We start from the raw sequence: 13291 nt of genomic DNA, 5'->3' as shown, positions 1-13291 counted from the left end.
GTTTAAGCCTTTGCCTTTTTTACCGCCTCTAAAAAATCATTTACCTGGTTACTGCTTAATAACGGCACAAATTTTAGAATTTCGTTATCAGGCATATCCCACCATTTTAATTTAAGCAAAGCATTAACTGTATCGTTATCAAAACGTTGTTTTATAGGTTTAGCAGGGTTACCGCCTACAACTGTATAGGGTGCAACACTTTTTGTAACCATACTGTTAGAGGCTATAATGGCACCGCTACCAATGGTAATACCTGATAGTACAGTTACACCAGAGCCTATCCAAACATCGTTCTCTATGATGATATCTCCTTTTGTCGACGGCATCCCGTCATGATATTTCCCCTCCATATTCCACTTTACGCGAAATGGGTATGTTGATACCCAATCTCCGGGGTGTATACCGCCGGTTATAATAAGCAAATTAGGGCCAATTGAACAAAATTTACCAATGTTAACTTTTGCTTCGCTGCCTTTGTAACTGTGTATAGTTAAATGGTTAATACCATAAGTATTTGCACCAACAGTAAGCATACCGCTTTTAATGTGCCTGCTTATCTCTCTTGACCTTACAGCTTTTGTTAACTTTACAAAGTTATCAATAACTTTATTACTTAGCCACCCCATCAATATAGTTGTTAATTAGTTTAATTGTTGCCAAACGGGCCTCATTACCGGTTTGCTGGTAGATATTTTTACTTACATAATCAGTTTCTGAAGCAAGCACCTCCTGATAATTCTCCTGTATGCTCAAGATCTGCTGTTTAAGTTTACTGCCGGATATTAACTCCGGGAATGAACCTTCCGTTATCATCATATCATCGTTCCCTATACTACCTGCCTGCCTTTTTACAGCTACGGGCACATTTGCAAGTACCGCCTCATAACCTAACCCACTGTTAGAAATAACAAGCAGGTCTATCCGGCTAAGAAAATCAGGGTTAGACATTTCTGCCGCATTTACAATTTTTGCCTTGCTGCCAAATATTTTAAGCACTTCGTCATTAACCTTCATCGATGGATGAAGCTTAACAATTACCTCATATCCAAGATCAGTTAATTCAACAGTTAGTTGGCTCCATAAGGCAAAATTGTGGTAAAAGCCTATTGGGTTGGGCCCTATACCAATTGTTTTAATACGGGCAGATTTGTGGTTAGGAAAGTGCTCTGCAATGGTAGATCCTACAATCTGTATATTTGAGGCCGGTACATTCATTGCCACCAGGCTTTTTTTCCAGGTATTACCCCAAACCCAAATTTCATTTGCGATGAGCGGCACGTAACCGTAAGGAGGATTGATAGCACCGTGCTGAAAACTTACAGTTTTAATGTTCAATGCATTCGCAGCCAACACCAGGGCCGAAAACGTGCTACGGTCATAATCTACCACCACCAGTTTTAAACCGGCTATGCTTTGCAGGTATGCCATTGCAGCCTCAAATTTTATAAGCTGGCCTGTTAAGTTGGTGATTAATTTACTTTGATAGGGAATAAGGCCATAGTTGGTTAATTTCTTTTTTGCCGATTTATATGCAAAGGGCAATTTTTTTAGTACGTTAAAAAATATTTTTATCCTTTTGCTTAAAGGCAATAAGGCTATTGCATTTTTATATCCCTTATCAAAAAGCATTGATTCGCTTTTGTACTCGTCTTCCAGGTAATCTACTAACCGGTGGTGGTGATGCTTTTGGCCTGATCTGCCAAAAATTACTTTTATGCCGCCATTAATATTTGCAGGCTTGCTACTCTTAGCTAAAAATTTAAACAAGAGTTTTATGGCCCCCAATAATTCACCGGAGATACTTTCTTTATTTTTTTTAGCCTGGTTTAAGAATACATAACGCAGATGATCTGCAATTAAAGACCCCAGGAAATAAACCTTAATTTCCTTGTTCAACTCATGCTCAACGTTTATTAACTTTTTAGCCAGCTCTTTCATTACTAAATTCTGGTAAGTGGACTAATTTATTGATAGCGAACATGCACATTCCTTGTTGAATAATTGCACCTACTATTAATCCCTGCGGAAAGAACACCAGGTTAAAAGTGCCAAGTTTAAGACGGATTAATATATATATTGTACCGCCTATAGCACCGGCAATTAATGATAAAAAATACCAGGTTTGTTTTTTAGCAACATTAAACAAGTTGTTCATCAAACTTAGCGATTGCACTGCAGGCACAAACATCATCCACTGGGCGGCGGCTATACCGTTTACGTACTTCGGCAACAGCGGCGGGATAACCCAGGGTATAATAAATGTACCTATTACAGCTATACCAAATATAAAAACCGATTGTAAATAAGCCGCTTTACGGAATGAATAATATATTGTTTTAAGCGATTTTCCCTCGCCATACATCCTGGACATTTTGGGGTATAACACCTGGCTAAAAGCGTTTGGTATAATGCCAATTGTAGCCTGCGTGATAGAGCATAATGCAAAATATCCAAAGTTTAAAGCCCCGCCAAACGAGAACAACAGGGTGTTCATGATGTTAGTCCATTGCGGGTTTACCTGCCCTACAAAAAATATAGGCAAACCGGTTTTAAAAAGTTTTTTGAGGTCTTCTTTGTTCCATTCAAATTTTAACTTGTATGGTTTAAAATAATTTAACAACGATGTTTCAAAAACAATAAGGATTATACCGCGTACACACAAGCCCATTAAGCCCCAATACCAAACCATTACAACGGTAACAACATTTGCTATACTTACCGCAATGTTTATTTTAGATTCTTTCTTAAAATCTTTATTAGTACGGTAAAGTACGGGTAAAAAGTGCTTATTCATTAACACCAGCGCTGCCGAAACAGAATAGGTGAACAACACTATTGCAGCATCCCGGTGATGATGATAAGCTTCTACAGACCCCCATATAATAAATGCACTTGCAGCAATTGCACCTAATATGGTCATTACCACAAACACAGAGTTTGCCAGTTTGCCTGCATATGCATCATTACCGCGGCCCATCTCATAAGGCAACTCGCGGCTTAGGCCGTTTGATAAGCCTAACGGCCCCAATAGTATGTACCCAAGGTAAACACCGTATCCTGTAAAAATTCCGTATATCTGCGGCTCAATTAACCTTACGGTTAAAAAGCCCGATATTAAGCGAAACATGTTACCGACTAATTGCGATGCTGCATAGTGAAGCATCGTTTTAAAAAAGTTATTGTCTTTAAATTTAGCCAGCATTAAATATTAAAATTACTCATAGTGTATCTGCGCATTATCTATAACTGTTCACAGCGTCGAAATCGCTAACCAGGTTAAAGGTTAGCGGTGTGCCCCTTTCAATATCCCCGGTAGCTTTTTTACCTAAAACATCAGCATAAAATTTAGGGTGCATACCATTGCCCGGCCTTATAGACCGTACATTCTTTTCTGTAAAAATTTCGCCTGCTTTTACATCCTCCACTACAAACAATGAGCGTGATGCTAATTGAGATAAGCCGGATATTTTTGATTCTACCTTATATTTTACCGTACCGATAGCCTGTTCAGCATCTCTTACAGAATTCACCATCTGTGTAAATTCTTCCGGGTCTAAAGAAAACGAAGCATCAGCGCCGCCAATAGCTTTATCCAATATAAAATGCTTCTCGATAACCTTGGCACCAAGGGCCACTGCTACGGTTGGCGCGACAATACCCAGCGTATGGTCTGACAGGCCGCCAATGGCATCAAATGTTTCTACCAGGTTGGCTATCGTTTTAAGATTAGCCTGATCTAAACGGGCAGGGTAAGCCGTAGTGCACTGCAGCAAAATTATTTGGTTGTTGCCTGCTTTTCTGCAAGCCTGTGTGGCCAAATTAATATCTGCCAGGGTTGCTATACCTGTACTGATGATAATTGGTTTACCGGTTCTTGCGCACTTCTCTATTAACGGGATATCAATTATCTCTGGCGATGCAATTTTATAGGCCGGTGCACCCAACTCCTCCAGCAGGTCAACTGCTGTAAAATCAAATGGGGATGAAAAGCACACTAAGCCTTCTTCTTTAGCTACCGCAAATAATTCTGCATGCCACTCCCAGGGAAGAGTGGTTTCTTTGTACAGATCATACAAATATTGCCCATCCCAGATAGTGCCATGATCTATTAAAAACTCTTTTCTTTTAGAATCGAGCGTAATGGTATCGGGCGTAAATGTTTGTAGCTTAATAGCATCGGCGCCGGTTTTTTTTGCCGCTCTGATGGTTTCTTTTGCGATATTTATATCGCCGCCATGGTTGGCAGATAATTCTGCAATGATAAAACACGGGGCATCGCCACCTATTTTTCTATCTCCAATATAAAACTCGTTCATACTATCAGGATATGTATTCGTTAAACCCTTTATAAAACTTTTTACCTACAGCCGTTTCCTGGTAAGGCGCCACTCCCCAATCCAGCGTGTCTTCAATACACCAGAGCAAGTCGGCAAAGCCAAACATGTGCCTAAACAGCACCGTGCTGGAAAACCTCGGGTTTATTTCAAAAACAACTGCACCTTTAGCGGTTAGCCTTAACTGTACGTTTATACTGCCAATTAAGTTAATATCTGCAGCAATAGCATTTAAAAGCGACTCTATTTCATTATTCTTAATTACTTCGCCATAGCCACTGTAACCACCTGTTAAGGTCCTTTTTAAAATGATGTTCCTTACCTCTCCGCTTTTGCTTCTGAATACACCACAGGTGTATTCTTCATTATCGCCCGGCAGGTATTCCTGAACTATAAAATCCGGATTATGTTTTTTAAGAAACTCAAATTCTTCCTGCTCTTTAACAACGCTCACTGTAGCACTGCCAGACCCCGTGCGCGACTTAAGTATCACCGGAAAGGCAGAAACCTGATCTACCGTGTTTATTAACTGCGTTACCGGAAAAGGCAGGTTGTGTACTTCTAAAAATTGCGCCGTTTTTAACTTATCAAACCCAACTTCCATTGCTTCCGGCGAAGCCAGTATTAATTTTGCCTTACCTATGGTATCCACAACGCCTTTCTGCGACAGAAACCTTAATTCCGGCTCGGCAATAGGTATAATAATATCAATATCTTTTTCGGCAACTATGCGTTCCAGGTTTGCCAGATAAGCCGGATCGGTACATTTTAGCCCTATAAAAAAATCAGAGAATATGAACCTTGCTGCGTTTTTATCAGAAATATCACAACCGCTTAAATTATTTACATAAGCGCTTTCGTTTAATATTTTACCAATGCTCTGGCCGATATCGCCGCCACAACCTGTAACCAATACATTTACTTTCTTATTCATTCTCTTGTTAATATTTTATAGGAGTATCCACTCTCCGGATCAAACGTTTTAACGTCATTTAATAATGCGGTTGTATCATATGCCGTAACCTGCATTTCTAAACTTTTATCATCGGTATCAATAACCGACCAATAAGCGGCCCCACCTTTTTGCCTCGACTGCCCTACTGAACCACTATTTACCAGCAGGCTATGCCTGCATTGATAGGTAAAGGCATAATGCGAGTGGCCTATCAGCACAAAATCATGCTCGTTAGAATTGCAGCTTTCTAATATCTCGGTATCCGTGTCAGGATATAAATATTCATCTATACTACGCGGACTGCCATGGTTGAGCTGAAAAGTGGTATCATTTACCTTTACCGAAAGCTGTGTTGGCAGGTTAAACAAATATTGCTGCTGTTGCTCTGTTAAACGCCATAATGCCTGCTCATGCCCGCTTGCATACTTTTTCTTTAACTCTTCTGCATCTAACAACCCTTTTTTTAGGTTTAGCAGAATATCTTCGTGATTACCCCTTACAAATTGATGCGGCCATTCGGCAAGCATTTCTAATATCAAATCCGGCCTGTAATAGTATCCTACAATATCACCCAACACAAAAATCTGCTCCACACCTATTTTACGGGCGGAACTTAACACTGCCTGCAAGGCGTAATGGTTTCCATGTATGTCTGATATTACGCCTATCTTCATACCAACGGATAATTTATTTCTGTAAGTATATTTTGGGCGGCCGCTTGTGGCGCCACTAATTGGTTATTATCTTTAAGTGTAGTAAAGTAATCTTTTGCAGGGAAGCTGCTGTCCCTTATTTGCTGCTGCATGCCGGTATCCATGGTACCGGGGTCAATACTGTAAAATTTATAGTTTTCGTTTTCTTTATACTCCTGCTCCAATGTTTTAAAAAACATTAGCATATATGCTTTTGAAGAACAATATGTAGCCCAGTTTTCAATTGGCCTGCTGCCTGCACCAGATGTGATGTTTACAAAAGTAATTTGATTGTGGCTATAATTACTAATAATATAGTTAATTAAACTTACCGGGTAAGTAATATTAATCGCAACCGAATCGGCTATGCTTCCGGCTGTAAATGCACCAACTTTGTTTAACGGTTGTATATTACCTGCATTGTTAAATAACCAAACCGGCTGCTTGTTTATAATATTACCAATCTGCGTCAATGCTTCCCCGTTAAAGGAAGCGGACAGATCTGTTTTAATAAATAAAAATTTATCGGTGCTTAACCCCTCATGGTCGGAATGTACAGAACGCGACAGGGATATAACTATGGTATCACCTGCCTGCAGCATTATATCTGCAAGTGCCTTACCAAGCCCCCTGTTTACCCCTGTAATAATCGCTACCATTTTCATCCTTAATACAATTTAATGTTTTGTTTTATTTGGAATGGGTTGCCAATCACACAGGCATCATCCGGTATCGATTTAGTTAAACAAGTGCCCATTGCAACTGTACAGTTCTTGCCTAAAGTAATATTGTTGGCTATTACCGCGCCCGAACCAATAAAAGATAATTCGCCAATATTGATAAACCCGCTCATACAAACCCCGGGCGCTACATACACGCACTTGCCCACATAGGTATCATGTGCTACGATAGAGGAATTTAAAATGATGGCACCATCATCAATTACAGCACCCTGATCTATATTACACAAAGGGTATATGATTACCCCACGCCCAATTTTTGCGTTTGTACTTACAAAAGCTGTTGGGTGTATAAAGGTGAATATGTGGTAATTATTATCAATTAAGTAATTAAGCAGCTGGTATTTAATATGTTTGCTAAGATACCCCATAGTGGGTATAAAATGGATGTCCCTAAATTTATCCAGCTTAAAATCATTTAGAGGGTACCTGCGGTCGGCATCGCTAAAAGCATGGTCATCTGCGTATATGTAGATCTGCTCATCGGCATAGCCGTTTTCTAACAACACGTTATACAGCTGCTTACCAACACTGCCAAAACCAATAAGCCCTATCTTAATATTTTCAGACATTGTAGAATATGTTTTTAAGGTTGTCCCCTTGTTGGTAATGATATGCTTCACGCTGATTATCTACCAGGTAATCTGCAGTTAAGGCCGCTTTGTAAGTGCTTGCAAACTGCTCAAATGTAGCATCCCTGTAATCATTTAAGCCAAGCGCCAGCTTATTGTCTACAAAATAATTGTAGGGCATCACCTGGTTATCGGCAAAATAACCGATAATAAGCTTGCTGCTAACGGCAGCGGCCTCATTTAACAAACTGCTTGCCGGTACTATACACACGTTTGATTGTGCTATTAAGTTAGCAACCTGGGCTGCACTTATATTTTTATAGATATTTAAGTTACTAAACTCCTGCAAATCATCAAAATGCTTATAGGCATCACCTATCAGCAAGTTTATTTTAAGCGTTGCATCTACCTCGTTTAGCCACTTAATAAAACGTGGCGACAGGTTAAAAATATCGCTACCGCCAAATGCTAAAAAAGCCTCATTTATATTCGGCTTAATTGTGCGTAATTCTTTATTTAAAAACTCACTGCGCAACAAAGCGTAATCTGTACCTAAGTATAGCCTGGTGTAATCAGCTGTTTTAAAACTATCTGCTGCAAAACCCGGTATATTGTTTATCAGCACATCGCAAACGTATTGCTTATCATTATGGTCATCAATATAAACCACTTTGCAGCCTTTAGCTTTTACGGCCAACTGGAATTCGGCAGTTGAGTTATAATCATCAATTACCACTATTTCATCACCCACAAGGCACGATAAAAAATCGTTATTATCAGGTACCTGTATAAGCTTGCAAACTGCATTAATTTCTGCCACCTGGTAAGGGGTAGGCGATATGGTAGCGTAAGCACAATCAAAATCATCTTTTATAAGGCCTGCAATACCCAAACATCTGATAAAGTGCCCATACCCTATTTTATGACTGCCATCTGCCCTGAAAACAACTTTCCTTTTCATGATATAAGGATTTAAGCCCAATAGGTTATACCCCTTTGATCTTTGTAGCCTTATTTAAAGTATCTATTAAAACGGGGTCGGTTTTATACTTTAATGTTAAGTGCGAGTTTATATTAGCTATCTGCGGATTAGCATCAAGATACTTGAACAAATCTGTAATAGTTGGCTGTGCGTTGGTTTCATCCCGGTGGGCCTGGATATGGTTAAACATATCCAAATCTTCCTGGTAATCAAGCGTTAACCTATAATTGCGCACTAATTCATCAGGCAGGTTAACATAGTTTAACTTAAAGTATTCCGGATTGCTTAAAAAATACCAGGTCATGTATTCAGAGTACTGCGCATTCGGGAAATGATCTTTAATGGTATTTAAAGCCGATACGTTAATGATCTCTGTTGACGTACCAACTGCTGCCGCTACCGACGTGGTATAATCTGCACCTGTTTCAAAGTGCGATTTCAATAAAACACTTACAATTTCGTTAGATACAAAGGGCATATCTGCTGTAATACGTACAATCACATCAATTTTTAATTTTGATGTAATGCCCAGGTATCTTCTAATCACATCCTCTGGGTCACCTTTGTGAAATATTACCGATGGATCATAAGTATAATGCTCCAATTCGGCATCGCTATCCAGATCTGACGTGGCCAGTACAGTATAATTGGTGTTATCAAAATTAAGGCAGCTTTGGATGCAATGCTCAACCGAGGTAAGATCGCCAATTTTAAGCAGGGCTTTCTTTTCTAACCGGGTAGATTTTAAGCGGCAGGCAATAATTGTTGCAATTGTAGCCTTTTTAAAGTCTTCGCGCTTAAAGGTTTTACCGGCAGGTACATCTTTAGCCAGTATATGCATATTATTTTGCAATTCTTTTATTTGCAATGTGTTTAACCCGCTTAAGCCCGACCTTTTGAACTCCAGGTCTGTTTTTAACGACAACAAGCTACCCGCTTTAACATCATGCTTACTTACCGGGATCTGTATGCCGGTAGCCAGGTAAGTACGTTCGCGCTGGTTAATAAACGGCATACTTTTTAGCGCGATGTAGTTATTAAGCCTTTCTATAAAAGTGCGGTATTTATTAACATCGATACTCGAAAAATGATCATATTTAGTTTCGAGCGTTGAATGAAGAATGTGTTTTTCAATAATATCGGCACCATTCATTGCTGCAAATATGGGCAGCCAAACGGTATCCTCACCTTTACCATCGGCATGGTCTGCAAATACAACTTTCTTGTTAAACTCTTTCTTAACCAAGTCTATCTTCACATAACCGCAATCCTGTAATTCGGTAGGGTATGATTGGAAACCTACCTCAATCCAAATCTCTAATGGATTAAGCCTTTCTTCCAGCGATTTTAAACGCTCATGAATCTCGTGGATCTCTAATCCGCTTACGTTGATAATAAGCAAATGCCCGCTAATGTTCTCCTGCTCTAAAGCAGTTAAAACAGCTTCGTTATATAAAATAGATGGTTGTAGTTTTAACCCTTTAACCAAAGGTTTATTCTGAGCGAATATTTCTACACCATAGGTGTCAAACAGATCTAACCAGATCTCTTTAGTTTCCTGAGCTTTGGCTATAATAGTTTTCCACTCATCCTCGCTAAACAAAAGCTCTTCGTAGACATTATACCACGGAAAATCTTTTGTAGCTATCTTATCCGGATGAAGCGGCTGAAATTTAATGCCGTATCCTTTAAATTCGTTGAACTCATTAATTAATGAGATTAAATAATCCAGGTTACCACCATGGGTATTGGCTATTTCAAGAATTTGATAGGGATGCATTGTATTATTGTTTATAGTAACTATCTATTGTATTAATTACAAAATTCAGCTCATCATCTGTTAAAGTAGGGTACATCGGCAAGCTGATGCATTTTTTGTAATACTCCTCAGATAACGGCATGTCGCCTTCTTTCCAGCCAAACTCGCGGTAGTAAGGCATCAGATGGCAGGGTATATAATGGATTTGTGCATAGATGCCTTGCTTGCGCAGGTATTTATACAAACCAAGGCGATCTGTTGCTTCAATAATATATAAATGATAAGCATGCCCTTCAATAGCGCCGGATTGCCCTTCTATATATGCTTTGCCTGTGAAGGCATCTTCATAAGTTTTTGCGATATTTCTTCTACGTGCTATGCCCTCGTTTGCCCGTGTAAGTTGGCTTGTACCCAAAGCGGCCTGGAAATCTGTTAAACGATAATTGTAACCCAAGGTTTGCATTTCCATATACCATGCCGGGTAGCTATCGTCCTGTACGCCACCTGTAGCAAAGGTTATATCGTTTGTATATTGGTCTTCATTTTTTGTAATACCGTGGGTGCGCAGCTTTAACAGCTTTTTGTATAAGTCCTCGTCATTTGTGGTGATCATACCGCCTTCGCCACACGCAATGTGTTTCACCGGGTGGAATGAAAATATAGCCAGATCGGCAAAGTTACCGTTTCCGCAAAATTGCTGTTCGCCTTTGCTATCTACAAAATAACCGCCGGGTGCATGGCAGGCATCTTCAATTATCCACAAGCCAAACTCATCGGCAAGTTTCCTGTATTCTTCCAGATTAACTGCCCTGCCGGCAAAATCAACCGGAACAATACCCTTATAGGTACCTTTTGGCGAACTTTCTAATAACGCTCTCACATTATTAATATCCAGTAAATAGGTATCAGCATCTATATCCGCAAAAACAACTTCGCCGCCGCAGTATCTAACACAATTGGCAGATGCCGCAAAAGTTATAGGTGTTGTAATTACTTTATCCCCTTCGGTAACGTCAAGCGCCAAGGTACATAAATGCAATGCCGCCGTTCCGTTAGCTACAGCAACCGCATATTTACAGCCAATATATTTGGCAAAAGCTTCTTCAAATTCAACAATTTTAGGGCCTTGGGTTAAATAGTCGGACTTTAACGTTTCTATTACAGCGGTTATATCTTCCTCTGTAATATGCTGGCGACCGTAAGGAATAACAGTACTCATAACTTATACTTCAAAAGTTGGGTCAACGTGTTCTTTTATCAACTCTCTTAAACCCTCGATGGTTTCCCATTCGGTGTTTTCTTCAGAGTTATATTTAAAGCCGTAAGGCACTTGCACTGCATTAAATTGGGTGATAAATTCGTCCAGTTTCCAGCGGTGTGTTGCAGGTAAAATGGTGTAATATTTACCCAGGTCATAAGTATAATATGAATCTGAAGAAGTGATCATTTCTTCGTGAATCTTTTCTCCCGGCCTGATACCGATCACTACTTTTTCGCACTCCGGCCCTACAGCCTCGGCAACATCAGTAACTTTGTATGATGGTATCTTAGGTACAAATATTTCACCGCCCCAGGCATGTTCAAGGGCATGCATTACCATATCCACGCCACCCTGTAAAGAGATGTTGAACCTGGTCATGGTAGCATCGGTAATAGGCAGTACGCCCGTTTTTTTCTTTTTCATGAAAAAAGGGATCACAGAACCGTTAGAGCCCATCACGTTACCGTACCTCACTACAGAAAATTTGATCGGGTTCCAGCCGGTGATGTTATTTGCAGCAACAAACAACTTGTCTGATGCCAGTTTGGTTGCACCGTATAAATTAACCGGGGCTGCTGCCTTATCTGTAGATAACGCCACAACTCTTTCAACAGAGGTTTCTAAACATGCATTAATGATATTTTCGGCACCCATTATATTGGTTTTAACACACTCCATTGGGTTATATTCCGCAATTGGTACGTGTTTCATAGCGGCGGCATGTATAACGTAATCAATTCCTTTAAGGGCTCTTTTCACACGCTCAAAATCTCTCACATCGCCAATAAAAAATCTAATTTGAGGGTATTTGTCGTGCGGGTACTCCTGTGCCATCTCAAATTGCTTCTGCTCATCTCTTGAAAAGATAACAAGCTTTTTAACATTTGGATATTTTGTTAAGATATGCTTTGTTAAAGCCTTACCTAATGAGCCAGTACCGCCCGTTATTAAAATTGATTTATCTGCTAACATCTTATTTTTTTTTAATCGCTTATCGATTCGTTATTGATTGTCTTTATACCATTCGTAAACAAGCTTTAAACCTTCCTTAAATTTAATGGTAGGATTATAGTTTATAGCGGTTTTAATTTTTGTAATATCTGCTTTTGAATGCTTTACGTCGCCAGATCTTTCCGGGCCATAATTTGCTTCCATATTGTTACCGCTTATCTGGCCCAGCATTTCAACCATTTCATTTAATGTTGTCTGCTCGCCGCAGGCCATATTAAATACCTCGTGCTTTTGAACATTTGAGCCCAATAAGGCCCTGATGTTTGCCTGCACAGCGTTCTCTACAAATGTAAAGTCGCGGCTGGTTTTGCCATCACCATTAATAAGTGGTTGTTTACCCTCTAAAAATGCTTTACAAAAAATTGGTATAACAGCGGCATAGGGGTTATTGGCATTTTGCCTTGGCCCAAATACGTTAAAATAACGTAGGCCGATAGCGCTTAAACCATATACTTTGCTAAATACATCGGCATATAACTCATTAACCAGTTTGGTTACGGCGTAAGGTGATAGCGGGTTGCCCTCGTTACCTTCTACTTTTGGCAAAATAGGGCTATCACCATAGGTAGATGATGATGCCGCATATACCATTTGCTTTACACCAGCTGCATCTTTAACAGCAGTTAGCATATTTAAAAAGCCGGAAATATTGGTTTCGTTAGTGGTAATAGGATCTGCAATAGAACGTGGTACAGAACCTAAAGCGGCCTGGTGAGTAACATAGCTGATGCCTTCCAGTGCTTTCTTGCAGGTATCAATATCCCTGATATCTCCTTTTATAAATTCAAAGTTCGGCAAGCCGATGTACGGTTCGATATTTTCATAATACCCGTTAGACAGGTTATCTAAAACCCTTACCTTTTTAGCATTATATTTTAACAGGTACTCCACTATGTTTGAACCTATAAAGCCGGCACCGCCTGTAACCAAAAACGTTTTTTCGCTCAGGTCGCCATCATGATATTTGTTTTCGTACATCGCCATC

13 protein-coding genes are annotated in these 13291 nt (G+C 39.7%); all 13 read right to left on the bottom strand.

Features of this window, described 5'->3' with window-relative positions; all coding sequences use genetic code 11:
- Positions 1–2: 2 nt before the first annotated feature.
- The 13 genes from E2R65_RS07005 to E2R65_RS06945 are packed head-to-tail and all read right to left on the bottom strand — an operon-like array spanning position 3 to position 13290.
- Entirely contained in the window at positions 3–626 is a 624-nt protein-coding gene (locus E2R65_RS07005; protein WP_134335766.1) for a CatB-related O-acetyltransferase, read from the bottom strand.
- On the bottom strand, positions 610–1938 hold the full coding sequence (locus tag E2R65_RS07000) for a hypothetical protein (RefSeq protein ID WP_134335765.1): 1329 nt from the start codon (positions 1936–1938) through the stop codon (positions 610–612). Before E2R65_RS07000 ends, E2R65_RS07005 begins: the two co-directional genes overlap by 17 nt.
- On the bottom strand, positions 1922–3202 hold the full coding sequence (locus E2R65_RS06995) for a lipopolysaccharide biosynthesis protein (protein WP_134335764.1): 1281 nt from the start codon (positions 3200–3202) through the stop codon (positions 1922–1924). Before E2R65_RS06995 ends, E2R65_RS07000 begins: the two co-directional genes overlap by 17 nt.
- Positions 3203–3236: 34 nt before the next feature.
- Positions 3237–4316 (bottom strand): pseudaminic acid synthase, encoded by a 1080-nt coding sequence (pseI, locus tag E2R65_RS06990; RefSeq protein WP_134335763.1) that lies wholly within the window; start codon positions 4314–4316, stop codon positions 3237–3239.
- 4 nt (positions 4317–4320) lie between these two features.
- Positions 4321–5268, bottom strand: a complete 948-nt coding sequence (locus tag E2R65_RS06985; RefSeq protein ID WP_134335762.1) for an ATP-grasp domain-containing protein — start codon at positions 5266–5268, stop codon at positions 4321–4323.
- Positions 5265–5963: a metallophosphoesterase family protein gene (locus tag E2R65_RS06980; protein WP_134335761.1), complete on the bottom strand. Its 699-nt coding sequence runs from the start codon at positions 5961–5963 to the stop codon at positions 5265–5267. Before E2R65_RS06980 ends, E2R65_RS06985 begins: the two co-directional genes overlap by 4 nt.
- Entirely contained in the window at positions 5960–6646 is a 687-nt protein-coding gene (locus E2R65_RS06975; protein ID WP_134335760.1) for an SDR family NAD(P)-dependent oxidoreductase, read from the bottom strand. Before E2R65_RS06975 ends, E2R65_RS06980 begins: the two co-directional genes overlap by 4 nt.
- Positions 6647–6648: 2 nt before the next feature.
- The gene (locus tag E2R65_RS06970; RefSeq protein WP_134335759.1) at positions 6649–7293 is read right to left on the bottom strand and encodes an acetyltransferase; all 645 of its coding nucleotides are present in this window, start codon (positions 7291–7293) and stop codon (positions 6649–6651) included.
- Positions 7286–8254, bottom strand: a complete 969-nt coding sequence (pseG, locus tag E2R65_RS06965) for a UDP-2,4-diacetamido-2,4,6-trideoxy-beta-L-altropyranose hydrolase (RefSeq protein ID WP_134335758.1) — start codon at positions 8252–8254, stop codon at positions 7286–7288. Before pseG ends, E2R65_RS06970 begins: the two co-directional genes overlap by 8 nt.
- A 25-nt stretch (positions 8255–8279) precedes the next feature.
- Positions 8280–10055, bottom strand: coding sequence for a cytidylyltransferase domain-containing protein (locus E2R65_RS06960; protein ID WP_134335757.1), 1776 nt, complete (start codon positions 10053–10055; stop codon positions 8280–8282).
- Positions 10056–10059: 4 nt separating this feature from the next.
- Positions 10060–11253, bottom strand: a complete 1194-nt coding sequence (pseC, locus tag E2R65_RS06955) for a UDP-4-amino-4,6-dideoxy-N-acetyl-beta-L-altrosamine transaminase (RefSeq protein WP_134335756.1) — start codon at positions 11251–11253, stop codon at positions 10060–10062.
- A 3-nt stretch (positions 11254–11256) separates the two neighbouring features.
- Positions 11257–12267, bottom strand: coding sequence for a UDP-N-acetylglucosamine 4,6-dehydratase (inverting) (pseB, locus tag E2R65_RS06950; protein ID WP_134335755.1), 1011 nt, complete (start codon positions 12265–12267; stop codon positions 11257–11259).
- 30 nt (positions 12268–12297) lie between these two features.
- On the bottom strand, positions 12298–13290 hold the full coding sequence (locus E2R65_RS06945; protein ID WP_204986287.1) for an SDR family oxidoreductase: 993 nt from the start codon (positions 13288–13290) through the stop codon (positions 12298–12300).
- Position 13291: the final 1 nt, after the last annotated feature.

Source organism: Mucilaginibacter phyllosphaerae (genome assembly GCF_004378255.1).
Lineage (GTDB): Bacteria > Bacteroidota > Bacteroidia > Sphingobacteriales > Sphingobacteriaceae > Mucilaginibacter > Mucilaginibacter phyllosphaerae.
The sequence above is the reverse complement of the archived record's forward strand: the minus strand, read 5'-3'. Positions and strand labels throughout refer to the sequence as shown.